The following is a 25,049-nucleotide window of genomic DNA, read 5'->3' on the forward strand; positions in this document are numbered from 1 at the left end:
GCACAGGCACGAAGCCTGCACCCGCCGTGGACTATTGTTCAGCTCACAAAGCCTCTGCTGCTTCCTTCAAATCACGCAGCATCGACATGGTCGAGTAGGACTCGGCACACACGCCGGCCCAGAGGCGCCAGACGGGAGTCGACTCCGTAGCCTGGTGGCGCTCACGCAGGTGAAGGCGGGTACGTCCATTGGCCTCGGGAAGAAGAGCAAAAGTGCAGGTACCGGTGTACTCATCCACTTCGTCTTCCCACTCCAGATTGCGTCCCGGGGCGGGAACGCGGATCACCAGGCAATCGCCCTCCTGACGGATCAGGACGCGACCGTCCTCGTCCTCTTCAAAAGCAGCGTCGATGACTTCCCACACGCGAGTTGGCAGTGCGTCAATCTCTACCGCACGATCAACGACGACGTCAGCATTGGGAAGCTCAAGATCACCGGGAAGGGAGACCGAGGCCTCGGAACGAGTCAGCCCAATACGGCGCGGAAAGCCCGTCGCGTAAATTGCGCCAGCACAGCCCAGGATTCCCAGAGCAGCTACGGTACGAATCTTCATAACAAATCCCCTTTGATCAGGCTGTTACACTCAATGTTCTTATACGGAAGGATACGTGAATTCTTCGCGATTGTGGCCCTTATCGGATAACCGGAAGAACTTCGACGGATCCTTCACCTTCTTCAAGTCCCATTTCTTCAGCAAGCAGGTTCGCATGCTTAATGAGGGTTGGGACAATGTCATCTTCGGGAACGGTTTCGACGACCTCTCCACGGATGAAGATCTGTCCCTTTCCATTGCCCGAGGCCACACCGAGGTCAGCCTCACGAGCCTCGCCTGGGCCGTTCACCACGCAACCCATGACGGCAACGCGAAGGGGAACAGTCAGATCCTTGAGGCCTTCAGTGACATTTTCTGCCAGCGTCCAGACATCAACCTGCGCACGCCCGCAGGAAGGACAGGAAACAATCTCGAGGGTCTTTTCACGCAGGCCCATGAATTCCAAGAGCTTCGTGCCGACCTTGACCTCTTCGACAGGAGGTGCGGAAAGAGAGACACGGATCGTATCACCAATACCATCAGCCAAAAGCACACCGAAAGCTGCGCAGGACTTAATGGTTCCCTGGAAAGCTGGCCCGGCCTCGGTCACACCGAGGTGAAGTGGCCAATCGCCCTTTTCAGAGAGCAAACGGTAAGCCTGAATCATGGTCAAAACATCGTGGTGCTTGACTGAAATCTTGAAATCGTGGAAGTCGTTCTCTTCAAAGAGCGACGCTTCCCAGACTGCTGATTCGACAAGGGCTTCGGGGGTCGCACGACCATACTTCTTGAGAAGACGCGGATCCAAAGAACCCGCATTCACGCCAATGCGAAGCGAAGTTCCATGATCGGAAGCAGCGCGGCAAATCTCCTTCACCTGATCATCGAACTTACGAATATTTCCGGGGTTCACGCGAACCGCACCACAACCGGCCTCAATTGCTGCAAAAACATACTTCGGGTTGAAGTGAATATCAGCAATGACGGGAATACGCGATTGCTTGACGATAATCGGCAGAGCCTCAGCATCCTTATCGGTTGGGCACGCGACACGAACAATGTCGCAACCCGCTGCGGTGAGCTCTGCAATCTGCTGCAGCGTTGCGCCGATATCGTGAGTCTTCGTTGTGGTCATCGACTGAACAGAAACGGGAGCACCCCCGCCAACAGGCACATCCCCCACCATGATTTGACGAGTCTTGCGGCGCGGAAAAGGAGCTTCGTGGACGCTGGGCATCCCTAAGTTAATTTCAGTCACCTTGTCATTATCTCCCACTTGTATGCAGCTGGCACCCGGGCCAGCCAGAGGCTGATGAAAACCGATGAAAGCTCGCAGTGCTGTGAGCGGCCTATTGCAGGCTGATTGGCACGACGATATCTGCAATCATCAGCAGGACCGTCATCGCTACCAAAATAGTGCCCATCGTGTATGTCAGTGGCATAAGCCGCGCAGTATCGACCGGTGGCGGCACTTCTCTTCCACGTACCCGAGCAAGGCCTCGCCGAATCCATTCGTAGATTGCCGGAACGATATGTCCACCATCGAGCGGCGGGAAAGGAAGAAGATTGAACACGAAGAGCGCCATGTTGAGAGAAGCCAGAATCGACAGTAATAGCGCCGCCGATCGCATCCAGCCACCGCTGCTTGCCGTGACATCAGACGACGTTGCATCTGCAGCAATCCTGCCGATACCGACAACCGACATGACGCCACCCGAATCACGGGGTGCACCCGTGAAAATCGAACGGCCAACATCCCACAGGGCAATTGGCAGGCGGGTAACAACGCTCACTGTGCCGGTAAAGGTCTCCCCTACGGCGGAGGCGACAGTTCCTACGCTGGCGGCTTGATATTCAGTCCCCGCAATGACACCAATGCTGACGCTATCTCCCGATCGCAACGGATCAACTTTCACATGAAAAAGTTGGCCATTTCGCAGGTAGTCAATATCTATACTGCCCTGTGATCCTGCAATGCTTTGACGCATCTGCTCCCACGAGGTCACGGCGCTACCGTTGACTCCTGTGATCGTATCCCCCGCTCGAATACCTGCGGCGTATGCCGGCGCATCGACAGTGGCTCCCTGAGTAGTCAACTGCTGAGGAACCTCACTCAGCGTCAAAGAAGCTTTGGGAATTCCAATTCCGACCAGAGCAATCGATAGGAAGAGAATTGAAAGGAACAGATTGACCAGCGGACCACTGATCATGACGATGATCTTCTGTACGGGATGAAGAAGATAAAATGCGCGAGAGCCGAAGCCTTCAGGAATTTCTTCCATGCTGGCCTCACGAGCCTCCTGGGCAAGGGTCGGCTTTCCGCGTCGATTCGTCGTTTTCACCCCATCACGAGCCGGTGCAAACATCCCGACCAAACGAACGTAGCCACCCAGAAGAATCGCTCGAAGAGAATAAGTCGTTTCCCCTTTTTTGACGCCAAAAATCTGAGGTCCAAAACCAACAGCAAACTCAGGAACGTAAACGCCAAATTTCTTTGCAGGAATCATATGGCCACATTCGTGAAGTGCGACAGAAATTAACAACCCCACGACGATGACTAGAACACCGATAATTCCCACGAAAATCCTTTTTCTTTCCTCTCACATGATGTGAGAACGAGCAGAAGCCTTCGCCCACTCTTGGGCGCCAAGAATATCGTCCAGCGTAGGCTCATCGATGCCTTGATGCTCGGCCAGAACCTCCTCAAGAAGATCCACGATTGACAGATACGCAAGCTGTCCGCGTAGAAATGCATCAACGAAAACTTCGTTTGCAGCGTTGTACACAGCGGGATGGGTCGGCGATTCACTAACAGCCGCACGTGCCAAATTTATCGCTGGGAAAGTCTGCGAATCAACCGGCTCAAAAGTCCATTCTTGTCGCTGAAGGAAATCCACCGGTTTTTCGATATCTGGAAGTCGCTTGGGCCATGTCAATCCCAATGCAATAGGAAGCTTCATATCGGGGGGCGAGGCTTGTGCAAGCGTCGCCCCGTCCTTCCAGGTCACCATGGAGTGAACGATGGACTGAGGATGAACAACTGGAACAATATCCGAGGCGGGAACATCGAACAGAAGATGCGCCTCGATGAGTTCTAGGCCTTTATTGACCAGAGTGGATGAGTTAATGGTGACAACGGGCCCCATATTCCATGTCGGGTGGGCCAGCGCCTGCTGCGGGGTTACTTCCGCTAGATCAGCGCGTTTCTTTCCCCTAAAAGGCCCTCCCGAGGCCGTGAGAACCAATTGCGCAAGCTCGCTCTTGCCGGTGACGCGCTGCGCGGTCAAACCTTTTTCGTGAACTCCGCTGGCAAGACATTGGGCAATGGCCGAGTGTTCTGAATCAACGGGGACGATTTGCCCATCGCGCTTCATTGCACGCCGAACTAGAGGCCCACCAACAACCAGGGATTCTTTATTTGCCAAGGCAAGGGTCGATCCGGCCTCGAGGGCCGCAAGGGTGGGGCCAAGCCCAACACCGCCGGTAATACCGTTGAGGACGACGGCCTGAGGGAAGGAACCCGCAATCTGTGTTGAGGCATCCGGTCCGACCAAAATCTCTGGAATTACACCAAAAGCCGAAGCAATCAGAGACTCAAGCCTGTGAGCATCGCCATCATGGATTCCAACGACCCGAGGTCGATAACGGACACATTGCTCTGCCAAAAGCTCAAGAGAGCGACCACCGGCGCTGAGAGCGACGACCTCGAATTCTTCGTGGTGCTGGTCAATAACCTCAAGCGCCTGTGTGCCGATTGATCCCGTAGAACCAAGCAGAACAACCTGTGTACTCATGTGTCAGTTCACTGAAAGAAGGATTTCTACGGCGCGCCCAAGATAGGCATCGACCGGACCCATTGCATAGGCTTTCTTACCGCGTGCGGGCTTGAAAAGCGTATGCCGAACATCGTCAGCAGCCAGATCCTCACGATCATCAAAGAAAGCTGCAATCTGATCCAGAAGGTCATCAACCTGTTCAGCGTTGTAGCCAATTCCCGAACGGGGATGTGAAAAACGCTGTCCATAGGGGCGGAGCAGACGCGGATACAGTGTCGTCGCGCGGTCGGCTACCTTTTCGTACCACGCGCCTTCACCATTAACAGCGATGTGGTCGGCACGGTCGCGCTGGACAAAAGCAGCTTCAAGTCGACTCATTGCCGCATCCACCGCTTGGGTGTCATAGCCATTGCGTTGCCTTGGGAAGGACGCTTGACGAACCTGTTCAGCACTGAACTGTTCAGCCGGAAGCCCTCCTTCATATGCATGACGAGCATCGATGAAGAACTCATCTACGGCATCCTTACCGTAACCGCGCCGGAAAATTCCCGTAGTCGGGAAAGCGTCGCCCATCACTTCTCCTCTTTGTGTGCACTATTTTCACGTGCACTCTGACGTGCACGCTCACGGTTATTAACAGCCGTTGCGAGCTGACCGCAAGCCCCGTCGATATCGGAACCACGTGTGTCTCGAATCGTTGTCGAGATTCCATTGTCTCGCAGCGTCTTCACAAATGCATCCTGCGCCCGACGGGTGGATGCAGTCCAGATCGAACCAGGGGTGGGATTCAAAGGAATGGGATTGACGTGTGCCCATCCCCTGCCCCTCTTATTGAGCTCATCTGCCAGCAATTGGGCACGCCAAACTTGATCGTTCATGTCTTTAATCAGCGCATATTCGATAGAAACTCGCCGACCAGTAGCCACAAAGTACCTGCGCGCAGCGTCTAGAAGCTCTCCTACTTTCCACCTGGAATTAATGGGGATGAGCTCATCACGAAGGTCATCATCCGGGGTGTGCAGTGAGACCGCAAGAGTCACCGGAAGACCTTCTTGAGAGAGACGATCAATTGCGGGAACCAAACCAACCGTTGAAACCGTTACGTTCCGTGCAGACATACCAAAACCGGCAGGCGCAGGATCGATGATGCGGTGAAGAGCTGCGACTACTGCCTTGTAGTTCGCTAAAGGCTCCCCCATTCCCATAAAGACCACATTTGACAGGTGTGTTGGAGAGCCCCCAACCAGCCCTTCTTCACAGGCCTGGTGGGCAGCGCGAACTTGGTCAATGATCTCTGCGGTTGAAAGATTTCGGGTGAGTCCCATCTGACCCGTAGCGCAGAAAGGGCAGCCCATACCGCATCCAGCTTGGGAAGAGATGCAGAGCGTCGTACGGTCGGTGTAGCGCATCAAAACAGATTCGACGCGGGCACCATCATAAAGTTCCCATAGGTGCTTGAGTGTTTCCCCGCCGTCAGCTTCCAGAACAGCAATCTCACGGACAAGAGGTGGAAGCAGAGTCGATGCAATAAGATCGTGGGCGCTCTTTGGCATGTCCGTCATCAAGGCAGGATCGCTGATATGACGCTCAAAGTAGTGGCGCGACAACTGATCAGCGCGGAAGGAGGGAAGTCCGGCCTCGGACACAAACTCCTTGCGTTCCTTCTGATCAAAATCTGCAAGGTGGCGAGGAGCCTTACCGCGCCGACGCGCTGTAAAAGTAACTCGAGGCTTCGCATCAGGCGAGGTCGCACCTTCAGGTAACTGGTCGGTCGGGCGAACTTCTCGTCTTGCTCGATTGGTTGTGCTCATTCGTTGCTCCTCCTCTCCCCGTGCATAGCCTAGTCGCATGCACCCTCATGTGCTTTCATTCAGATGCGAACTTAACGCAAAGCGAAAATAAAGATCACATAGAAAACCGGGGCGGTCATCACCAGAGAATCGACACGATCAAGCACGCCGCCGTGTCCTGGGATCAATGCTGACATGTCTTTGAGCCCAACCTCACGCTTAATCAAAGACTCGGTGAGGTCCCCGATCGTCGCACATACGCAGCCGCAGATGCCAGCAATGACACCCCACCACCATGTTGCACCCAGCAGCATAAAGCCGCCGATTCCAGTGAGGATGCAGAAAAACAAAGAACCGATGAAGCCTTCCCATGACTTCTTCGGAGAGAGTCGTGGTGCCATGGGGTGTTTGCCAAACATAATCCCCGCTAGCCATCCGCCAATGTCATTGAAACAGGTGACAAGGACATAAACACCGATCACCGCGGGCGAGCGAAAATCTCGCAGCAAAAGAACAACAAAGCAGGCCAAGAAAGGAACGTAGACGGCGCTGAAAACGCTCGCGATGATGTCAGTGATTCTGGAAGGAGTCGGTGCGTCGACCAGTCTCCATGCAACTACTGCAAAAACCGTCAAGTACAGCGCCATTGTGACGGCCTCGGGTCCCAAGAACCACGCGCACACCATCATCCCAATTGCGCCAAGATACAGCGGCGCCATGGCAAGACGTGTCCCCACGCGAGCAAAGGCTCCACCCAACTCCCATAAACCAAGGAGTGCAATGCAGCAAACAAAGGCAACAAAAATACCTTGAACAACAAGCAGTGAAGCGACAAGAAGGGCAATCAGTACGACAGCAGAGGAAACCGCTGCCGGAAGGTTCCTTCCTGCTCGCCCGGTGGGTGCAAGCGGCTGAGTGTTTTCGCGCGGCTCCGGAGAGAAGACGCGCGAAAACACTGAGGGACGCGGTTGATGGGATGAAGCCGACATCAGATTGTCAGAAGTTCACTTTCCTTCGTAGCCAAGAGCTTGTCGATCAGCTCAACGCGTGCCTTTGTAGCGGATTCGAGGGCCTTTTCTGCGCGTTCGACCTCATCCTCACCTGCATCGCCATCCTTCTTCAGGCGATCAAGTGCTTCCTTGGCCTTACGACGGATAGAGCGAACAGAAACGCGAGCGTCTTCGGCTTTGTTCTTTGCCTGCTTCACGTATTCCTTACGACGCTCTTCAGTCAGTGCAGGCAAAACCACGCGGACAACGTTGCCGTCATCGGTAGGGTTGACGCCCAGATCCGACTCACGCAGGGTCTTAATGATTTCCTGAGTCGCGGTGCGGTCGAAAGGAGAAATCAGAACCGTGCGGGCCTCGGGAATCTGGAAAGAAGCGAGTTGCTGCATGGGCGTAGGAGCACCGTAGTAGTCCACCAAGAGCTGTTCAAACATGCCGGCATTTGCACGGCCAGTACGGATATTTCCGAACTCATGGCGGGCAGCCTCGACCGTCTTATCCATCTTGTCTTCTGCTTCGAGCAGGATGTCATCAATCACGGAAGTGTTCCTTTCAGTGTGATTCGCTGAGCACAAGCGTACCGATTTTTTCGCCTCGTAGCGCTGCAGTAACGTTACCAGCTTCGGACATACCAAAGACGCGCATTGTGAGACCGTTTTCCTGCCCAAGAGCAAACGCTGCTGCATCAACAACCTTCAGACCTCGGCTCAAGGCATCTTGGTAGGTGACGAAGTCAAGTTTCTTCGCATCGGGGTTGATACGGGGATCATCATCATAGACGCCGTCCACACCATTCTTTGCGACAAGCAGTTCATCGCAATGAGTTTCCAAGGCTCGCTGCGCGGAGACGGTATCGGTGGAGAAATACGGAAGGCCCGCGCCGGCACCGAAAAGAACGACACGGCCTTTCTCCAAGTGACGGATTGCGCGCAGAGGAATGTAAGGTTCTGCAACCTGCTGCATCGCAATAGCGCTCTGGACACGCGCGGGAACACCGGATTGTTCAATAAAGTCTTGAAGCGCCAGTGCATTCATGACGGTTCCGAGCATTCCCATGTAGTCGGCGCGGGAGCGGTCAAGCCCCTGCCGAGAGAGCTCAGCACCACGGAAAAAGTTACCTCCACCAACAACGACTGCAACCTGGATCCCTGCGTGAACGGCATCTGCGATCTGTTCTGCAATTGACCGGACGACCGTGGGATCGAGGCCGACGGAACCTCCGCCGAAAGCCTCACCTGAGAGTTTGAGCAGGACGCGACGAGCAGCTGGCATGGATTCTTCTCCTTTGAATATGTGCTGAGTCGAAAGAGATAGGGCGATGGCCCCGCCAGAAGCGGGGCCATCACACGAAATCAGGCGCCGACGTGGACGCGCACGAACTGGGTGACCTTTGCACCAGCCTCGCGCAGGACCTGTCCGACGGACTTTGAAGGATCGCGGGCAAATGCCTGATCGACCAAGCAGTTGTCCTTGTAGAACGCTTCGAGGCGTCCCTGAACGATCTTCGGAACGATGTGCTCGGGCTTGCCTTCCTCAAGGGTGATCTTCTCGAGGGTTGCGCGCTCCTTGTCAAGGACATCGGCAGGAACCGAGTCGCGATCGAGGTAGGCGGGCATGTAAGCGGCGACGTGCATCGCGATATCGTGGGCAACGCCTGCACCTGCTGCGTCGGTGACGACGAAGACACCAACCTGCGGAGGCAGGTCAGGGCTGGTCTGGTGCAGGTAGAGATCAACGTTCTCGCCCTCAACGCGGATCACGCGGCGGATCTCAAGCTTTTCGCCGATGACAGCGGCCATAGCATCAAGCTGATCCTTAACGGTGGAGTCGCCCATGGGGGCTGCGAGCAGTGAGTCAACATCAGATGCACCGGAAGCAACTGCGGCTTCGAGCACCGACTTGGCGAAGTCAATGAACTTCTGGTTCTTTGCGACGAAGTCGGTCTCGGAGTTGACCTCAACCATAACGCCCACGCCATCTTGAACCGAAGCGGCAAGCAGACCTGCAGAGGCCTGACGACCTTCACGCTTGGACAGAGACTTCAGACCCTTGAGGCGAATGATCTCGAGAGCCTTCTCGGCATCGCCATCGGCTTCCTGGAGCGCCTTCTTGACGTCCATCATGCCTGCGCCGGTCTTCTCGCGCAGAGCCTTCACATCAGCGGCAGTGAAATTAGCCATTACTGAATTCCTTTCTCAGCTCAGTCCTGTGCAGGCTTTTCGGACTCTTCGGCAACGGCTGCTGCTGCGGACTCGTCAGCTGCAACTTCACCTTCGAGGAGTTCGCGCTCCCACTCAGCCAGAGGCTCGACTGCGGAGGAATCCTCAGAAGCATTCTTACGGCCGGCGCTGCGTGCAAGCAGGCCTTCAGCAACTGCGTCTGCAATCACGCGGGTCAGCAGTGCAACTGCGCGAATTGCGTCGTCGTTACCGGGAATGCGGTAGTCGACCTCGTCCGGATCAGCATTGGTGTCCAGGATGGCAACGATCGGGATGTTGAGCTTGCGAGCTTCAGAAACAGCGAGGTGTTCCTTCTTGGGGTCAACGATCCACACTGCGGAGGGAACCTTGGCCATATCGCGGATACCACCGAGGGTGCGAGCGAGCTTGTCCTTCTCGCGGCGCATCATGAGCAGTTCCTTCTTGGTGCGGCCCGAAGATGCCACATCGTCGAAGTCGATCTGCTCAAGTTCCTTCAGGCGCTGGAGGCGCTTGGAAACGGTGGAGAAGTTGGTGAGCATACCACCGAGCCAGCGGTGGTTCACATAGGGCATGCCAACGCGCTGTGCCTGCTCGGCGACAGCTTCCTGTGCCTGCTTCTTGGTGCCAACGAAGAGGATGGTTCCGCCGTGTGCAACGGTTTCCTTGACGAAGTCGAAGGCGATATCGATATCGGCAATGGTCTGCTCGAGGTCGATGATGTAGATGCCGTTACGTTCGGTGAGGATGAAGCGCTTCATCTTCGGGTTCCAACGACGGGTCTGGTGCCCGAAGTGAACGCCAGATTCCAGAAGCTGGCGCATGGTGACGATTGCCATTGCATCGTCCTTTCCCCGCTGAGCGGGATCATGGGGTTTCCCCCGGTTTTCTCGGTTAATGTGCCTTTCGGCCCTGGTGCCATGACGTTGCGACCCATTGGACCGTGACGCAACTGCCCCGGCACTTTCACTACCGTGAGGTGCTCGGAAAATGGCACGCGAAGTCATCCGCATAGCGAATGCTGTTCAATCCTACCGTATTCGTGAAGGAGATTCGGCCTTCAGAAGGTGCGCAATGACGAAATTCAGCTTGTGATTGCTCACTTTTTATCCACAGGGTATACGCCCTCTCCGTGTTTTCCACAGATTCAAGCATGCTCATGCATACAGATGTCTTTTAAAGAGATTGTGGTCTATGGCGATATTTCCTGATCTTCGAAAAAAACTGACACACATAGGAGTGGCAACACTCGTTGCCTGCGCATTTCTAGGCTTACCGGCATACGGTGTCACTCCGCCCCATTCCGCTTCGCAGTGGCACCAGCCTTTTAGAGGCGGCTTCACCCTGGTTAAAGCTTTTAATCCACCGGATAGACCCTGGCTGAGCGGATCTCGAGGAGTATGGCTCAACCTCCATAACCCCCAAGGAATGATCGAATCACCATGCGACGGCAGGGTGATCTACAGCGCCGAGCTCGCTGGCCGAAAGGTTCTTTCAATTGACTGCGGCGGGATCCATTCGACTTTTGAACCGGTGGTTACCACGCTGCACACCGGCCAAAGCGTGACGCGTGGAGAGCAAATTGCCTCAGTTGCTCCTTTAGGGAGTGAATGGACAAGCACATCTATTCGAGAGGCACAGATTCATTGGGGAGCAAAAATCTCGCGCACTCGATATATCAACCCATTGCGAATGCTCACTGGGCACCCCAGACTTAAAACCCTTTGAACACACTAGGCACGCGGGTGCGCTTGTCGATAGATCGCACTTAGACGCTGGGCGTCAACATGCGTATATCTCTGCGTCGTTTGAAGCGAGGAATGCCCAAGCATTTCTTGTACTGCCCGAAGATCGGCTCCCCCACCCAAAATATGCGTTGCCGCGGTATGCCGAAGGGCGTGAGGTGCAATATCTCGAACCCCCGCGCGCGCACACATCCGATGGAGCATTCCTCGGATTACGCGCGGATCGATACGTTTGCCTTTGTCACCAACAAAGAGCGCCTTCCCTGCTTCGGGCTGGGCCAATTCTTGTCTTGGCCCATTGAGCCAACGCTGAAGAGCATTGAGACAAGTTCGAGTAAAGGGAACAACGCGTTCCTTGTTTCCTTTACCGATCACACGAAGGGTCATTCCCTGTTGATCAACCGAAGTCGTATCCAAGGAGCAGACTTCGCTCACACGCATTCCAGTCGCGTAAATAGTTTCCAGAATTGCCCAATCTCGTACTGTTGCTGGTGAGGGGTCATCACTGGCTTGGAGCGCTGCACATGCAAGGAGGCGTTCGGTGTCAGAAACTGTTTGGACCTGAGGAAGCTTCTGATCACCGCGAGCGCTGGTCACAAGCAGCCCAGGATCGGTTGCGAGATAACCCCGACGGTGTGCCCACGCCGTGAATGAGCGTATCGAGGCAGTCTTCCGTGACACAGTTGAGCGTGAGTTTCCCTTGCGAAGTTCATCCGCAAGCCACATGCGAATTGCGCGCAGGGTAACGACGTCATTGACGTTTTCTACTGTGAGCTCTTCAGTATCGGTATCTTCGAGAAATGAGTGTAAGTCTCCGATATAGGCACGCAGGGTATGCGGAGAAACTGCAGCATTAGCGCGCAGGTAGATCTCCCACGCTTCCAACAGTCTCTCTTCCATACCGTGCAGTTTAGCGATGCGGGGATTTACTTCGGTGCCAACCGCGCTCATCGTTTGCAACATAACCTTCTAATTGAAGTCGGGCAAGCGCTATCTTCACGCTCTCTTCATCCAGACCAGCGGCAACCGCCGCTCTTTCAATTGTCATTGAACGCCTCTGCGGAAGTGCCTCAAATACTCTGCGCATCAGCGGCTGAAGCGCATCAATCCCCTCATCGGGGGCTGTTGGGTCCCCAAATAGTGGCATTTGGTTTTCTTCAGGAAGCTTCTCCCCAATCATGTCGATAATATCTGCCCAATCACGAACGAGTATTCCTCCGTTACGTAACAGTTCGTGGACGCCGCGTGAAGCCTCTGAATAAACCGAGCCGGGAACTCCGCCAACAGGGGTCCCCATCTCTAGTGCCCAACGCGCAGTTGCCAGCGCACCCGAGCGCGGCGAGGCCTCGACGACAACAACCCCAGCGGCAGCTGCGGCTATCAGGCGGTTCCTTCCTAAGAAGCGCCATTTTGCGGGCCGGAAAGTGCAGGGGACTTCTGATACTAAGGCCCCTCCACTCCTCAAAATCGCACGAAAAAGATCGCTATTGCTAGCTGGGTAGAGGTTTCCCAATCCGCCAGCCATGTAGGCACAGGTCTGGCCACGAACATTAACGCTCCCCTGGTGCACCGCCGTATCTATTCCTATTGCCCCACCCGAGATTGTGCAATAACCGCGATGAGACAGCTCTGAAGCCAGTTCACTTGCTACTTCGTTTCCATAGTGCGATGAGGCTCGAGCGCCAACGATTCCGATAGCGGGTGACTTCGGCATTTCTCCGATGACCCAGAGCAACCGAGGTCGCCCCTCCCCTAGTTTTTCAAAGCCACCTGGCCACTCAGGATCGCTCGGAAGAACAAGACGCCCACCGATTTTATTCAAGATTTCCAATTCAACGTGTGGATTCGCAGCCAAAGCGCGCGGTCGCCAACGCTTCCAGCAGGAACGAAATACTTCTTCCTCACTTCTCAAACACTGAGGGATTACCAGCGTCGAGGCCAAAATCCAAGATTTTGCTTCTTCGTCTCCCAAACGCAGTCGTAAAAGATCAAGGTGCGCATCCGATGGTTCACTCACGCTATTCCACCAGATTTCGTCGAGTAGTTCGGGTGTCTCATCCGATGCCATAGTTCTCCCCTCCTTGCCTGAGCTGGAGAGCAGCAGAGAACTCATCCAGTCCAATCGAGTTTTTTCCCGAATAATCTGCGCACGTCCACATGAGTCGCAGTAAGCGATCCGCTCCCCTCATTGAGAGCCGACCTTGATCAACTGAGTGATCGATCATGCTTAGGATCTGATCCGAAGGCGGGTGAAGCGATCGAATCCACGAGCCCGCAACATCCCGATTCAGACGCCACTCAGTACCTTTAAGTCGATGGGCAGCTCGTTCACGCGCTTCGCAGACCTTGTCTTTGAGTGCATGCGAAGTGAAGTGAGATGCACAAGCAAGATCCGCCTGACTGGGAACACGCATCGACAACGTGATGTCGATGCGATCAATCAGAGGTCCTGAAAGACGTGCCAGGTAACGCCTCCTTTGGATGGAAGAGCAGGAACACGAACGAATCCGTCCACCCAGGTGCCCACACGGACAGGGATTTGTCGCCATCACCAATTGGAAAGAAGCCGGGTAACGTGCCGTATGGCCTGAACGCTGGATACGCACCCAACCTGACTCCAGCGGTTGACGTAGAGAATCCAGAACTGCCGGCGCAAATTCTGTCGCTTCATCAAGAAACAGAATTCCTGCATGTGCCAATGAGGCGGCACCTGGGCGGATCACGCCGCTGCCTCCACCAACCATTGCGGGGATCGACATCGAGTGATGTGGAGCTTGAAATGGAGGTTCTGTAAGCAATTGCCCACTACTCAAGTCCCCGGCAATCGAATGAATAGCGCTAGCGGTTAAGGCATCACTTTGGCCGAGTTCTGGAAGGATTGAAGGAAGTCTGGAAGCCATCATTGTCTTCCCGCTTCCGGGTTCCCCGATCATCATCAGATGATGGCCGCCCGAGGCCGCGATGGCGACAGCCTCGATTGCCGAGTTATGTCCGCGTACTTCAGAGAAGTCTCCTGCTCCCCCACTTCGCGTTCTTTCTTCCTCAGCGTTTTTAGGCACCGATTCTTGAGCGACTACCCCAAGTACTCGTGCTCGTTTTGCCTGCCCACCGAATGCCTGGACAAAGTCCGCGAGGTGCGCGAATGCGCACACTTCTATCCCTGGAACAAGAAGGGCTTCGCTGCGTGCCTCAAGAGGAACGAATACTCGGGTAATACCTGATCGTCGCGCCGAAATTACCGCGGGCAGAATTCCCGAAAGAGTATGCAGACTACCGTCCAACGCAAGTTCGCCAATGAAGACTTCACCTGCAACTCCTGCGCTTTGGATCTTCGACGTTGCCAGAAGTATCGAGGCGGCAATGGAGAAATCAAATCCCGAGCCCGATTTTGGAAGCCCGGCGGGAGAAAGTCCGACCGTAACGTGTCGGTCGAGAACTTCCAACTCACAGGCCTGGAGCGCTGAGCGAACGCGATCGCGCGCTTCTCTTAAGGATGCATCCGGAAGTCCTACCAGGGTGAAATTCACCAACCCGCGGCCGACATGCGTTTCAACGTCGACAATATTTCCGTCTAAGCCCACCAGAGCAATTGCGCGGGTGCGTGCAAGTGAAGAAGTCACGCGATCCCCCTGAGCCATTCAATCTTCGGGGGATACCGCAAGAAGTCTACAGTTCCGCCTTCTCGCAGTTCTTGTCCGCAGGCTCTAGGCACCGTCAACGCAATAATGTCGATACGCAGTTTTGAGAAGAGCCTGCGCTGGCGAGCCCACTGGGCCGCAAGGCGACGCAGTTTGAGTACCTTCCGAGTATCAATTGATTCGAGCGCGCTTCCGTAACCAATACCAACGCGAGTGCGCACCTCGACAACGACTGCGGTATTTCCTTCGCGAGCAAGAATGTCGAGTTCTCCGCGATTTGAGTCGCGCCAATTGCGTTCAAGAACTTCTAATCCTTGTTCTTCAATGAAACGACACGCATATTCTTCCCCCGCTTGACCGAGGTATTTTCTGTAGTCCACCACAGCTCCTTCCCATTGAAGGAAGGATGACAAAACAGGGGGTCCAGGAAAGCAGTCACACCAAAATCTGTGGAAAACACCGATGAGGTGTCAGCCCTGTGGACAATACGCCTGCCGAAACAACGAGATGCACAAACAGATAAAGAAGCACGCATCGGATTACCCGATACGTGCTTTCGATTAGCAACACGAACTTATGCGAGAGGTAGCTCTGGCTTGTTGAGTTCCTCGACGTTGACATCCTTGTAGGTGACAACTCGCACTGAGTGTACGAATCGTGAGGAACGGTAAATATCCCAGACCCATGCATCGGTCAGGGTCAATTCAAAAAAGATATCCCCGCCAACGGGACGGGCCTGCACATCGACGTGGTTACACAGGTAGAAGCGACGTTCAGTTTCGACGACGTACTTGAACAAACCAATGACATCGCGATATTCGCGAAACAGTTCAAGTTCGAGGTTGTTTTCATACGATTCGATATCGCCAGCCATGATCGCCTCCTGTGTTGCTCCAAGTATCTTAGAGCGCGACCGAGTAATTCAGCCTTCGACACCCGGAAGCCGCCATGAGCGCCGGTGAAGCTCCGAGGGGCCCAAACGCTTCAAAGCATCGATATGTGCGGCCGAGGAATAGCCTTTGTTCGACGCCCATCCATATCCGGGGTCCTCGTATTCTTCCATCAAGCGGTCGCGAAAAACTTTCGCCGCAACTGAAGCAGCAGACACCGTCGCACACGATGCATCTGCCTTAACACGAGTAAGAACCTTTGGCGTAGAAACAGTGGGATAAAGTGGACCATCAAGATCGTCAAAAAGGTCCGGAGAATCGCTGAGCCAATCGTGGCATCCGTCCAAAATGACAAGATCTGCATGAAAACCTCGATCGGATGCGGCCTTTAAAGCACGCCGTCCGGCAAGTCGAAGCGCGGCGATAATTCCATAACGATCGATCTCATCATTGCTTGCCTGACCAATTTCAATGCAGGGACTCCACTGAAAAACAGGCTCGTATAAGGCCTCGCGCGCGCGAAGACTAAGCATCTTTGAATCAGCGAGCCCCGGGAGAACTGGAATCCCGGCAGGAGGAGCGAAAGCCAACCCAACGCATACCGGACCGGCAAGAGACCCGCGTCCAACCTCGTCCATGCCGGCGACCACGCCTAAACTAGCTTGGAGCTCCTCTTCCCACTCACGAGTGGGAGTAATTTTGGACGAGCGCTTCGGTGCATTTCCGCGGCTCGAGGAAGTCTGCTTGGATGCGTTCATTTGGCATCGGGAACGTCAGCGAAAACCGAGCGATCCCCCAACCAGCTCAGGCGGTTGCTCGGCCAGATCACTGCGAAAGCACGCCCGACTACTGCACTTTCGGGCACGTATGGGGTTTGCCCGTTCCCCATGTGATAACGAGAATCCGCAGAATTTGAACGGTTGTCTCCCATAACCCACAGAGAGCCTTCAGGAACAGTGACGTCAAACGTTATTGACGAGGCCGCACCGTTGTTGGCGATGTAGGGCTCGGTGATCGTGACGCCGTTGACCTGAAGCTTTCCATCTGCCGTACAGCAAGTCACGTGATCGCCGCCCAGGCCGATAACTCGCTTCACTAAGGTTTGTTCCCCACCAGCTGGAAGCAATCCGGTAAATTCAGCTGCTTTTCGCAAAGGCGAAGAGGTATTTGTTTCGTTCTTGGCAAGCCATCCCAAAGTGTCATCAAAAACGACAACATCTCCACGCTTGATATCCCCGGTGAAGTGGGAAACGCGAGATACAGCGATGCGGTCTTTTTCAACCAGAGTATTACGCATCGATGCAGAAGGGATCCAAAAGACCTGTACAAGGAAAGCGCGTAGAAGCGAGGAGATCACCAGGGCACAGACGACGATGACGGCAAGCTCACGCAACCAATTGAAGGGGTTCTTCCGTGCCCGACGTTCTTCGCGCTCAATGTCCTTAATCGAAGGGCCGTGAGCGACCGGCATTCGGACGGTTCTCCCACGTGCGCCTGATCGACTCATAAACAGATCCCTTTCCTATGTCTACCGTAAATTCTCACACGTATGCGAAAGCCCGGCATCCTTAAGGATACCGGGCTTATATCGCGAGCGAGTGTCACTCGGCAGATCCGGAGCGGTGCTCCTTGATCTTTGCGGCCTTACCGTGGCGCTCACGCAGGTAGTAGAGCTTTGCGCGGCGCACGTCGCCCTTGGTCACGACCTCGATCTTGTCGATCGTGGGTGCGTGCAGGGGGAAGGTACGCTCAACACCGACACCGAAGGAAACCTTGCGGACGGTGAAAGTTTCGGAAACACCGTGGCCACGGCGTGCGATAACAACGCCCTGGAAAACCTGGATACGCGAGCGGTTACCTTCGATAACCTTCACGTGAACCTTAACGGTATCGCCTGCACGGAAAGCAGGGATGTCTTCGCGCAGCGATGCTGCATCGACGGCGTCCAGCTTTTGCATGTTCACTCCTTGACGCTTCTGCCGCAGGTCAGTCACGTCTTTTCGGCAGGTCAAGCCTGCGTTTCTTCGTGTATCTGCATGATCCGGCGGCCCCCCGCGGCAGGTTACGCCACACACAGACCGTACAATTTTGCCACAGCTCAGGTACTAAAGAACACCCCGAATACCCAGAACTTTGCGCACGCAGCGGTGATTTCGCTAACTTTGCGCGGGGCGAATCATGACAACGTCGTTGGCCTCGGTATTGGCACTCAAACGGAAACGACGCCTTCCTGCCTTTTTAAAACCGTGCTTGCGATAGAAACGCTGTGCGCGCTCGTTATAGATGTGTGTTCCTAAAACGATTTGGCTCGCGCCTTCTTCTCTGGCAATGCGAATCGTGTGCTCCAAAATCGCTCCAGCAATACCAGTCCCGTGGACTTCTTCGCACGCATAGCACTTCGAAAGATAGGCAGCGTGATCATCCAATGGATACTTGCCATTTCCACGCGGCATTTCCTTCGGACTATTCAGGAAAATCAAAGTGTAGGCAAGGAGCTGACCCTCACTTTCTGCAAGGAAACAGCGCGCATTCGGATCAGCAAGATATTCCTCAATAACCTGAGGATTCAATCCATCAGAAATAAAAGCCTGGACATCTTCCTCAGAAATAAAGTCCGGGGGTGCCATGGGGAAAGTGAGGCTGGCGAGCTCACTGATGCGCTCGGCCTCGTCGGGGCGCGCGGCGCGAATCTCAACGGGAGCAACGCGACCCTCGCGCATCAGCACACCGTTTTCCGCCAGTACTTCCCTGTCCCGGTTACTCAGTTGATCAGCCGAAGAGCGCGCTATACGGGCAACGATATCCGGGCGTCGATGCGCTGTTCGTTCAAGGCTACGATCTAGACGCCAACGATCGATCTTTGCGTGGTCACCGGACATCAATACATCGGGAACCTGGTGCTCGCGCCATTCTTGCGGCTTTGTGTAAACCGGGTATTCCAAGAGGCCAATACCGCTGTGGGATTCTTCAACCAGAGAGTCGGGGTTCCCAATCACTCCATCGATCAAGCGGCCAACAGCTTCAACCAAGACCAAGGCTGCCACTTCCCCACCATTGAGGACGTAATCCCCGATGGAGAATTCTTCAACCACGATGCCACGGTCACGGTAGTGATCAGCAACGCGCTGATCAATGCCTTCGTAGCGTCCACACGCAACGATGATTCGATCGAAATGCGAAAGTTCCTCAGCTTTTTTCTGGTTAAAAGGGATTCCCGAAGGTGTGGGGATTGCTAAAACGCACTTTTCAGGCTCTGCTCCGATGACGGTGTCCAGCGCCTCTCCCCAGACATCAGGCCTCATGACCATACCCGCACCCCCACCGTACGGGGTGTCATCAACCGTTCGGTGACGATCATGAGTCCACGAACGCAGGTCGTGGACGTGAATGTCCAACTGGCCGCTTTGACGCGCCTTCCCCATAAGAGAGAGGTCAAGCGCAGCAAAGTACTGCGGGAAAATACTCAGCAGATCGATACGCATAGGCTTCCTTTTCCTCAGCGGGCCTCAATGGCTTGATCGTCAAAAAGCCCGGGGAGCGGCTCGATCGTCACAGTACCGTTTGGGATATCAACAGTGGGAACAAGTTGATGGACGAAGGGAACCATGACAGTGCCTGCGGAAGTCTTTACTAATAGGAGATCCTGAGCGGCCCCCATTTGGAGCCCTTGAACCACGCCCAGTTCATTTCCCTGAGGATCAACTGCGCGCAGGCCCTTGAGCTGGTGCGGGTACCACGCGTCTTCTTCTTCCCTCTCATCGACAAGCAGACGAGCACCGCGCAATGCTTCGGCGTCCTCGCGGCTTGAAACCTCATCGAAAAGAGCGATCACACGATCTTTTTGCTGACGAATTGAAGATAGCGTGAGCATGGGAAAATCCGCATTCGAGGTCGAGAAGCTTTCTCCAGGGGTAAAAAGCTGCGGATCGTCGCTTCGAATATCCACAATGACTTCCCCACGCAGTCCGTGTGCGGGTCCGATCTGTGCTGCCGTCATGAGCATGGGATGAATCCTTTTCGGGGGTATGCCAAACGGGGACCTGTTTAAGCCAGGTCCCCGTTTGAGATCACTAAGTTGTCACTCGCGGTCGGTGTCAACGACATCAACGCGAACGTTTCCCCGGGGAGAAAGCGCGTTCATTACCGTGCGCAGCGCACGGGCCGTACGACCTCCGCGGCCGATGACACGCCCCAGATCCTCAGGGTTCACGCGAACCTCAAGCATCTGCCCGCGACGCATATTGCGAGAAGAAACCCGCACGTCTTCGGGGTGATCAACGATTCCGCTGACCAGGTGTTCGAGTGCATCAGCGAGCATGATCAGGCTTCCTCGCCAGCTTCTTCAGCCTTGGGCTCTTCTGCTGCTTCTTCAGCGGCAGCGGCCTGTGCGGCTTCTTCTTCAGCCTTGCGAGCAGCTTCTTCCTCAGCCTTCTTGGCAGAGGCGTCTGCCTTGCGCTTCTCAGCAGCGGCTTCGGCGTCCTTGATGGCCTGAGCAGCAGCGGCTGCCTTATCGGCATCTGCGTACTGCACGCGGGACACTGCGTCTGCCTTGCCATTGAAGCGAGCGATGTCACCGGTCAGGACCAGCAGGTTACGAACCTGATCCGAAGGCTGTGCGCCAACGCCGAGCCAGTACTGAACGCGGTCAGACTTGATCTCGATGGTCGAGGGGTTCGGGGTCGGATCGTACAGACCGACCTCTTCGATGACGCGTCCGTCACGCTTCTTGCGCGAGTCAACGACAACGACACGGTAAACGGGTGCATGGATCTTGCCCATGCGCTTCAAACGAATGCGAACTGCCACTGTTGTGGTCACTCCTGTTTCAAATCGGTGTGGAATAGACATACGTCAGGTAGGGAAACACAGACGATGATTATCCCGGGACGCGACGAACTCAGATGAGAGGGCTCTTCGCACGTCGAGTACAGCGATTAATTATGCCAGTTTTAGCTGGTCTTTCCAAGCCAATCGGCGCCGGACTCAGCCAAATCACGGTGGTCTTGGTCACCGCTCAGGGGAAGACACAGAAGAAAGCGCGACAAGCTCTCCGCCTCGACACAGCCAAAGGGGTGCAAGAAGCGCATCAATGTCGTCGGGACAAGCTGAGTATCCGACAAGATCAGCGTTTCCTCCAACGAGCCCTTCGTCAACCCCCAAATAGCGGCGCGTTTCCAGCGTCGCCCTTTGAAGAATTTCGCGAGGCCTTAACCCAAGTTCGCCCCAGGCACGCAGTTCCGCGAGGATACTTCCGGGTTGTTGGTAGCCGCCCGTATCACTTGCGGGTAAGACCGTAATTCCAGAGTCGAAGAGCTCTTGAGCCTGCTCGTATCTGCGTTGCCACAGCGTATTCATTGTTGCTGAATACCGCGGATATTTGCGTGCCGCCTGCTCAGAAAATTCCTTGAACAATTCGCGCTGGAGCATGGTGACAGATACCGCGATCCCACGTTTTTTCGCTTCGCGGATCTGATCTTTATCCATGCCACTGGCATGTTCGATATCGTCAACGCCTGCTTCAATGAGGTCATCGATGACGCGCGAGGAAAAGGCATGGACCGCCACACGCCCTCCGGCCTCGTGGACCCCGGCGACAGCCTCGATAAGGATTTCGCGAGGCCACAGGGGCTCAAGGTCAGCTTCTGCTCCCCCGCTACGGTCGATCCAATCGCCAACGATCTTCACCCACCCGTCACCGCGCGCACACTCTTCACGCGCGATATCTGGCAGCTCACGAACATCACTGAGCTCACGCGCAAGACCTCGGATATACCTCATTGGCCGAGCGATGTGACGACCACACCGGATGAGAGTCGGATAGCGGGGCTCGTCATTTACCCACGAAGTGTCAACGGGAGATCCACAATCGCGCAGAAGAGTGACACCGGCGCGAAGCATGGCATCAAGTTGTTCACGTTGTTGAGCGCGGCCAAGAGACGCTGCAGCTGCGCCAACACCGATGTGACAGTGAACATCTGCGAAAGCGGGCGCAGCCCACCCACTCAGAACTTGCGAATAGGCAGGGATCTCATCGACGGGCGAGATTACTGGAGTTAAATTCCACTGACCACTGACCCATCCTGAATCAGTAAAAAGATGCCCGTCGAAATACATCAGCCTCGGCCGAGCATGCGTCGGATGTCTTCGGGAAGATCATCCAAGGTCGGGCGCGGCACATTGGGAGCCTGCGTGGGTGTTTCTGGGACGCCAAAGGCGGAGCCCGCCGGGGCTGAAGGACGCTGTTCGCGAGGAAGCATCGCCTCCAATTCCTGCTGACGGCGCTTCGCCGGGTTACCACTTCGCGCCTTCTTCGCAACGCGTGCGCGCTGGGCACGGTCCTTACGAGCCTGTGCCTTTTGCTTCGCCTTACCACCGCTGCCGGGCATCGAACCGAATCCGGGCATTCCTCCCGGACCCATCTGTCCCATCTGCCCCATCATGGTCTTTGCGGCTTCAAAACGCTTGACTAGGTTATTGACCTCAGCGACCGTCACGCCTGAACCACGGGCGATGCGCGAGCGACGAGAGCCATTCAGAATCGAGACATCGGCGCGCTCTGCGGGAGTCATTGAACGGACAATCGCTTCGACGCGGTTAACCTCGCGCTCATCGAAGTTCTCAAGCTGATCACGCATCTGAGCCATTCCGGGGATCATCCCCAGAACCTTCTTCATCGACCCGAGCTTGCGGACCTGCTGAAGCTGGCTGAGGAAATCATCCAGCGTGAGCTCACCAGACATGGCCTTCTTGGCCATCTTCTCAGCTTCTTCAGCATCCAAGCGCTTTTCGGCTTGCTCGATGAGCGTCATGATATCGCCCATATCGAGGATTCGAGACGCCATACGGTCGGCATGGAAACGCTCGAAGTCGTCCAAACCTTCACCCGTCGAGGCGAAGAGGATTGGAGCACCCGTCACGCCTCGCACGGAAAGCGCGGCACCGCCTCGGGAATCACCATCAAGCTTGGAGAGCACGACACCGGTGAAGCCAACACCGTCACGGAATGCGGTTGCGGTATTGACCGCATCCTGACCGATCATGGCGTCAAGGACGAACATGACTTCGTGCGGATTGACGGCCTGGCGAATAGCGATCGCCTGATCCATCATCTCTTGATCGACACCCAAACGGCCCGCGGTATCGACAATCACAACATCGATGCCATGAGTGATCGCATAATCCAAACCGGAACGAGCCACTTGAACCGGATCGCCAACACCGTTACCCGGTTCGGGTGCCCACACCTGAACGCCCGCGCGCTCACCGACAATTTGAAGCTGGCCGACGGCATTGGGACGCTGAAGGTCAGAGGCGACAAGCAGAACGCTCTTTCCCTCTTCGCGCAGCCACTTACCAAGCTTTCCGGCCAAAGTCGTCTTACCTGCACCCTGCAGACCTGCGAGCATGAAAACTGTCGGGCCTCGCTGAGCAAAATGCAGCTCTCGGGTTTCGCCACCCAGGATCTCAACAAGTTCATCGTGAACAATGCGGACAACCTGCTGGCCGGGGTTGAGCGCGCGGGAACGAGCCGCTCCATATGCCTTCTCGCGAACCTGAGTGGTGAACTGGCGAACGACAGGAAGGGCAACGTCAGCATCGATCAGGGCACGACGAATCTCGCTAATAGTCTGATCGACATCAGATTCCGTCAAAACTCCGCGCGAACGGAGCCTCTTAAAGGACGCGGTCAAACGATCAGAAAGATCCGAGAAAGCCACTGTGACTACTCCTCACGAGCACAATTTCTAAATAACTAAATGTCAAGGGTAGTGGGTTCTAGCCCACGATTGCATCAACAAAGGAATCGGGATCGAAGGGGGCAAGGTCGTCCGGCCCCTCTCCAAGTCCCACAAACTTGACGGGAACACCCAATGTTCGCTGGACTGAAACAACGATTCCGCCCTTAGCAGAGCCATCCAGCTTGGACAGGACAATACCTGTGACGCCAGCGACCTCAGCGAAAACTTCGGCCTGTCGAAGACCGTTTTGACCGGTCGTCGCGTCCAGAACCAGAAGGACTTCACTGACTGGTGCGCGCTTCTCCATCACGCGCTTGACCTTACCCAGCTCGTCCATGAGCGCAGACTTCGTCTGGAGTCGGCCCGCGGTATCGACCATGACGACATCACAGCCCCGTCGAATGCCTTCTTCAACCGATTCAAATGCAACGGACGCCGGGTCGGCACCTTCGCGATCAGAACGGACGACATCAACGCCAACGCGACTTCCCCAGGTCTCAAGCTGTTCAGCGGCAGCTGCGCGGAAAGTATCCGCCGCCCCCAGCAGAACCTCATGTCCTTCGGCGCGGAAAATGCGTGCCATCTTTCCAGTGGTCGTCGTCTTACCAGTTCCGTTAACGCCCACCATCAAGATCGTTGCAGGGACCTGAACGCCGTCAACATCTCGAACTGCTAGGTTCACGGAGCGATCCATATCGGGATCAACGAGCTTGAGCAGTTCTTCGCGCAAAAGTGCACGCACAACCTGCGGATCTGTAGTGTTCTCAACCTTCACTCGCGTGTGAAGGGCTTCCATCAATTCATCGGTTGCTTCCAAGCCCAAATCTGCGACAAGAAGAGAATCTTCCATCTCTTCCCAATCCGCAGCTGATAGATCGCCGCGCGACAGCAAAGAAAGAAGGGATTTGCCCAAAGCTCCCGAGCGTGCCAAGCGCGCACGAAGACGTCCCATTCGTGAAGGAATGGATTCGGGGATCTCAATAGAGGCGCTTTCCGTGCGTTCCTCTTCAATTTCCGAGGCCGGGGTTTCCTCCGACGTAGAGACTTGCCCGGCAGAAGGGGCAGCGTGGTCAGCAGTTTGCGCTGCAGGACCATCTCGGGAACGCTGGGCTCCTTCGACTTCACTTTCCTGAGCTTGCGGAAGCGAAGCCTCGGGGACAACGGAGGTCGATGAGGGCACTTCACTTTGCGTGCGTGACGACTTGAGCGAACGCACGACAAACGAAACAACCGCGACAAGAACAACAATGATCCCCGCCAAAATGATGGGGGCCACGGGATTATGAATAAAGTCCATGACAGCCTGCATAGGTCAATCTTCCCTTAGTGCGCTTCTCTTATGCATCTTTCGAGGTATCGGCCTCAGTTGGGGCGGGCTTCGCGTGTGCCCCACGCCTGGTGGCGATATCTTCAATGCGCTCAGTCATTGCTTCAACGGCTTCGAAACCTGGAAGGCCATCTGCCACCATGTACCCGCGAGAGCCCTTCGAGGACTCAAGGACAGCGTTCATGTTCTCTTCACGAACGCTAATTTGCGGGATCTGGGCGGGGATTTCCTGTCCGGACTGATTCCGAAGATGGTCTCTCCACTGATCAGCACTTCGCCGGTGCAATGCAAAACCTAAAATGACGGCCGAGGCGATGGCAAGCATGACGATCATCGTGACGATGTAGACCGCAATTCCTTCAATCATGCCTTAACTTTCCCATCCCACACGCGGCTGTGCCAAGTGG

The 25,049-nt window shown here is 55.3% G+C and carries 27 protein-coding genes; all 27 read right to left on the reverse strand.

Translation table 11 applies throughout. From position 1 onward, the window contains the following. Positions 1–43: 43 nt before the first annotated feature. Positions 44–553 carry a hypothetical protein gene (locus tag HGAS_RS06770; protein ID WP_009748081.1) on the reverse strand — a complete coding sequence of 170 codons (510 nt, stop codon included), beginning with the start codon at positions 551–553 and terminating at the stop codon, positions 44–46. A 79-nt stretch (positions 554–632) separates the two neighbouring features. Then, positions 633–1,769, reverse strand: coding sequence for a flavodoxin-dependent (E)-4-hydroxy-3-methylbut-2-enyl-diphosphate synthase (ispG, locus tag HGAS_RS06775; RefSeq protein ID WP_019127067.1), 1,137 nt, complete (start codon positions 1,767–1,769; stop codon positions 633–635). A gap of 112 nt (positions 1,770–1,881) precedes the next feature. Beyond that, complete coding sequence (locus HGAS_RS06780; protein ID WP_019127068.1) at positions 1,882–3,111, reverse strand: M50 family metallopeptidase; 1,230 nt, start codon at positions 3,109–3,111, stop codon at positions 1,882–1,884. A gap of 21 nt (positions 3,112–3,132) precedes the next feature. Next, complete coding sequence (dxr, locus tag HGAS_RS06785; protein WP_019127069.1) at positions 3,133–4,326, reverse strand: 1-deoxy-D-xylulose-5-phosphate reductoisomerase; 1,194 nt, start codon at positions 4,324–4,326, stop codon at positions 3,133–3,135. 3 nt (positions 4,327–4,329) lie between these two features. Next, the gene (locus tag HGAS_RS06790) at positions 4,330–4,881 is read right to left on the reverse strand and encodes a DivIVA domain-containing protein (RefSeq protein WP_019127070.1); all 552 of its coding nucleotides are present in this window, start codon (positions 4,879–4,881) and stop codon (positions 4,330–4,332) included. After that, positions 4,881–6,119: a 23S rRNA (adenine(2503)-C(2))-methyltransferase RlmN gene (gene rlmN, locus HGAS_RS06795; RefSeq protein ID WP_019127071.1), complete on the reverse strand. Its 1,239-nt coding sequence runs from the start codon at positions 6,117–6,119 to the stop codon at positions 4,881–4,883. Before rlmN ends, HGAS_RS06790 begins: the two co-directional genes overlap by 1 nt. Positions 6,120–6,190: 71 nt before the next feature. After that, positions 6,191–7,087: a phosphatidate cytidylyltransferase gene (locus tag HGAS_RS06800; protein WP_019127072.1), complete on the reverse strand. Its 897-nt coding sequence runs from the start codon at positions 7,085–7,087 to the stop codon at positions 6,191–6,193. After that, positions 7,087–7,644 carry a ribosome recycling factor gene (gene frr / locus HGAS_RS06805; RefSeq protein ID WP_009748074.1) on the reverse strand — a complete coding sequence of 186 codons (558 nt, stop codon included), beginning with the start codon at positions 7,642–7,644 and terminating at the stop codon, positions 7,087–7,089. The genes HGAS_RS06800 and frr overlap by 1 nt, the downstream gene beginning before the upstream one ends. Before the next feature lie 13 nt (positions 7,645–7,657). After that, the gene (pyrH, locus tag HGAS_RS06810) at positions 7,658–8,377 is read right to left on the reverse strand and encodes a UMP kinase (RefSeq protein WP_009748073.1); all 720 of its coding nucleotides are present in this window, start codon (positions 8,375–8,377) and stop codon (positions 7,658–7,660) included. Positions 8,378–8,457: 80 nt separating this feature from the next. Beyond that, positions 8,458–9,285 (reverse strand): translation elongation factor Ts, encoded by an 828-nt coding sequence (tsf, locus tag HGAS_RS06815; protein ID WP_009748072.1) that lies wholly within the window; start codon positions 9,283–9,285, stop codon positions 8,458–8,460. Between the two features lie 20 nt (positions 9,286–9,305). Beyond that, the gene (rpsB, locus tag HGAS_RS06820) at positions 9,306–10,142 is read right to left on the reverse strand and encodes a 30S ribosomal protein S2 (RefSeq protein ID WP_009748071.1); all 837 of its coding nucleotides are present in this window, start codon (positions 10,140–10,142) and stop codon (positions 9,306–9,308) included. An 894-nt stretch (positions 10,143–11,036) separates the two neighbouring features. Next, positions 11,037–11,948 carry a tyrosine recombinase XerC gene (locus tag HGAS_RS06830; protein ID WP_026066704.1) on the reverse strand — a complete coding sequence of 304 codons (912 nt, stop codon included), beginning with the start codon at positions 11,946–11,948 and terminating at the stop codon, positions 11,037–11,039. 10 nt (positions 11,949–11,958) lie between these two features. Further along, positions 11,959–13,116 carry a DNA-processing protein DprA gene (gene dprA / locus HGAS_RS06835; RefSeq protein WP_019127075.1) on the reverse strand — a complete coding sequence of 386 codons (1,158 nt, stop codon included), beginning with the start codon at positions 13,114–13,116 and terminating at the stop codon, positions 11,959–11,961. Further along, positions 13,103–14,686, reverse strand: a complete 1,584-nt coding sequence (locus HGAS_RS06840) for a YifB family Mg chelatase-like AAA ATPase (RefSeq protein ID WP_019127076.1) — start codon at positions 14,684–14,686, stop codon at positions 13,103–13,105. Before HGAS_RS06840 ends, dprA begins: the two co-directional genes overlap by 14 nt. Continuing rightward, positions 14,665–15,066 (reverse strand): YraN family protein, encoded by a 402-nt coding sequence (locus HGAS_RS06845; RefSeq protein ID WP_019127077.1) that lies wholly within the window; start codon positions 15,064–15,066, stop codon positions 14,665–14,667. Before HGAS_RS06845 ends, HGAS_RS06840 begins: the two co-directional genes overlap by 22 nt. A gap of 194 nt (positions 15,067–15,260) precedes the next feature. Beyond that, positions 15,261–15,560, reverse strand: a complete 300-nt coding sequence (locus tag HGAS_RS06850) for a DUF2469 domain-containing protein (protein ID WP_009748064.1) — start codon at positions 15,558–15,560, stop codon at positions 15,261–15,263. Positions 15,561–15,608: 48 nt separating this feature from the next. After that, a complete protein-coding gene (locus HGAS_RS06855) occupies positions 15,609–16,334 on the reverse strand; it encodes a ribonuclease HII (protein WP_019127078.1) in 726 nt (241 codons plus the stop codon). Further along, positions 16,331–17,047, reverse strand: coding sequence for a signal peptidase I (gene lepB, locus HGAS_RS06860; RefSeq protein WP_019127079.1), 717 nt, complete (start codon positions 17,045–17,047; stop codon positions 16,331–16,333). Before lepB ends, HGAS_RS06855 begins: the two co-directional genes overlap by 4 nt. A 130-nt stretch (positions 17,048–17,177) precedes the next feature. Further along, complete coding sequence (gene rplS / locus HGAS_RS06865) at positions 17,178–17,534, reverse strand: 50S ribosomal protein L19 (protein ID WP_019127080.1); 357 nt, start codon at positions 17,532–17,534, stop codon at positions 17,178–17,180. A 198-nt stretch (positions 17,535–17,732) separates the two neighbouring features. After that, a complete protein-coding gene (gene trmD / locus HGAS_RS06870; protein WP_019127081.1) occupies positions 17,733–19,058 on the reverse strand; it encodes a tRNA (guanosine(37)-N1)-methyltransferase TrmD in 1,326 nt (441 codons plus the stop codon). Between the two features lie 14 nt (positions 19,059–19,072). After that, a complete protein-coding gene (gene rimM / locus HGAS_RS06875; protein ID WP_019127082.1) occupies positions 19,073–19,579 on the reverse strand; it encodes a ribosome maturation factor RimM in 507 nt (168 codons plus the stop codon). Positions 19,580–19,654: 75 nt separating this feature from the next. Further along, positions 19,655–19,894, reverse strand: a complete 240-nt coding sequence (locus HGAS_RS06880) for an RNA-binding protein (RefSeq protein ID WP_019127083.1) — start codon at positions 19,892–19,894, stop codon at positions 19,655–19,657. Positions 19,895–19,896: 2 nt separating this feature from the next. Beyond that, positions 19,897–20,382, reverse strand: a complete 486-nt coding sequence (gene rpsP / locus HGAS_RS06885) for a 30S ribosomal protein S16 (RefSeq protein WP_019127084.1) — start codon at positions 20,380–20,382, stop codon at positions 19,897–19,899. Between the two features lie 201 nt (positions 20,383–20,583). Continuing rightward, positions 20,584–21,690: an amidohydrolase family protein gene (locus HGAS_RS08545; RefSeq protein ID WP_019127085.1), complete on the reverse strand. Its 1,107-nt coding sequence runs from the start codon at positions 21,688–21,690 to the stop codon at positions 20,584–20,586. Continuing rightward, positions 21,690–23,294 carry a signal recognition particle protein gene (gene ffh, locus HGAS_RS06895; protein WP_019127086.1) on the reverse strand — a complete coding sequence of 535 codons (1,605 nt, stop codon included), beginning with the start codon at positions 23,292–23,294 and terminating at the stop codon, positions 21,690–21,692. The genes HGAS_RS08545 and ffh overlap by 1 nt, the downstream gene beginning before the upstream one ends. Before the next feature lie 58 nt (positions 23,295–23,352). Then, the gene (gene ftsY / locus HGAS_RS06900; protein WP_019127087.1) at positions 23,353–24,624 is read right to left on the reverse strand and encodes a signal recognition particle-docking protein FtsY; all 1,272 of its coding nucleotides are present in this window, start codon (positions 24,622–24,624) and stop codon (positions 23,353–23,355) included. 28 nt (positions 24,625–24,652) lie between these two features. Further along, positions 24,653–25,009 (reverse strand): hypothetical protein, encoded by a 357-nt coding sequence (locus HGAS_RS06905; protein WP_019127088.1) that lies wholly within the window; start codon positions 25,007–25,009, stop codon positions 24,653–24,655. Between the last annotated feature and the right edge of the window lie 40 nt (positions 25,010–25,049).

The sequence above is a fragment of the Actinomyces sp. ph3 genome, assembly GCF_000308055.1.
Lineage (GTDB): Bacteria > Actinomycetota > Actinomycetes > Actinomycetales > Actinomycetaceae > Pauljensenia.

Excerpts from the sequence above, each read along its gene's own strand:
- HGAS_RS06770 (WP_009748081.1), bottom strand. The coding sequence starts at position 553 with ATGAAGATTCGTACCGTAGCTGCTCTGGGAATCCTGGGCTGTGCTGGC.
- ispG (WP_019127067.1), bottom strand. The coding sequence starts at position 1,769 with ATGCCCAGCGTCCACGAAGCTCCTTTTCCGCGCCGCAAGACTCGTCAA.
- dxr (WP_019127069.1), bottom strand. The coding sequence starts at position 4,326 with ATGAGTACACAGGTTGTTCTGCTTGGTTCTACGGGATCAATCGGCACA.
- HGAS_RS06790 (WP_019127070.1), bottom strand. The coding sequence starts at position 4,881 with ATGGGCGACGCTTTCCCGACTACGGGAATTTTCCGGCGCGGTTACGGT.
- rlmN (WP_019127071.1), bottom strand. The coding sequence starts at position 6,119 with ATGAGCACAACCAATCGAGCAAGACGAGAAGTTCGCCCGACCGACCAG.
- HGAS_RS06800 (WP_019127072.1), bottom strand. The coding sequence starts at position 7,087 with ATGTCGGCTTCATCCCATCAACCGCGTCCCTCAGTGTTTTCGCGCGTC.
- pyrH (WP_009748073.1), bottom strand. The coding sequence starts at position 8,377 with ATGCCAGCTGCTCGTCGCGTCCTGCTCAAACTCTCAGGTGAGGCTTTC.
- tsf (WP_009748072.1), bottom strand. The coding sequence starts at position 9,285 with ATGGCTAATTTCACTGCCGCTGATGTGAAGGCTCTGCGCGAGAAGACC.
- rpsB (WP_009748071.1), bottom strand. The coding sequence starts at position 10,142 with ATGGCAATCGTCACCATGCGCCAGCTTCTGGAATCTGGCGTTCACTTC.
- HGAS_RS06830 (WP_026066704.1), bottom strand. The coding sequence starts at position 11,948 with ATGGAAGAGAGACTGTTGGAAGCGTGGGAGATCTACCTGCGCGCTAAT.
- dprA (WP_019127075.1), bottom strand. The coding sequence starts at position 13,116 with ATGGCATCGGATGAGACACCCGAACTACTCGACGAAATCTGGTGGAAT.
- HGAS_RS06840 (WP_019127076.1), bottom strand. The coding sequence starts at position 14,686 with ATGGCTCAGGGGGATCGCGTGACTTCTTCACTTGCACGCACCCGCGCA.
- HGAS_RS06850 (WP_009748064.1), bottom strand. The coding sequence starts at position 15,560 with ATGGCTGGCGATATCGAATCGTATGAAAACAACCTCGAACTTGAACTG.
- HGAS_RS06855 (WP_019127078.1), bottom strand. The coding sequence starts at position 16,334 with ATGAACGCATCCAAGCAGACTTCCTCGAGCCGCGGAAATGCACCGAAG.
- lepB (WP_019127079.1), bottom strand. The coding sequence starts at position 17,047 with ATGCCGGTCGCTCACGGCCCTTCGATTAAGGACATTGAGCGCGAAGAA.
- rplS (WP_019127080.1), bottom strand. The coding sequence starts at position 17,534 with ATGCAAAAGCTGGACGCCGTCGATGCAGCATCGCTGCGCGAAGACATC.
- trmD (WP_019127081.1), bottom strand. The coding sequence starts at position 19,058 with ATGCGTATCGATCTGCTGAGTATTTTCCCGCAGTACTTTGCTGCGCTT.
- rimM (WP_019127082.1), bottom strand. The coding sequence starts at position 19,579 with ATGCTCATGACGGCAGCACAGATCGGACCCGCACACGGACTGCGTGGG.
- HGAS_RS06880 (WP_019127083.1), bottom strand. The coding sequence starts at position 19,894 with ATGCTCGCTGATGCACTCGAACACCTGGTCAGCGGAATCGTTGATCAC.
- HGAS_RS08545 (WP_019127085.1), bottom strand. The coding sequence starts at position 21,690 with ATGTATTTCGACGGGCATCTTTTTACTGATTCAGGATGGGTCAGTGGT.
- ftsY (WP_019127087.1), bottom strand. The coding sequence starts at position 24,624 with ATGCAGGCTGTCATGGACTTTATTCATAATCCCGTGGCCCCCATCATT.
- HGAS_RS06905 (WP_019127088.1), bottom strand. The coding sequence starts at position 25,009 with ATGATTGAAGGAATTGCGGTCTACATCGTCACGATGATCGTCATGCTT.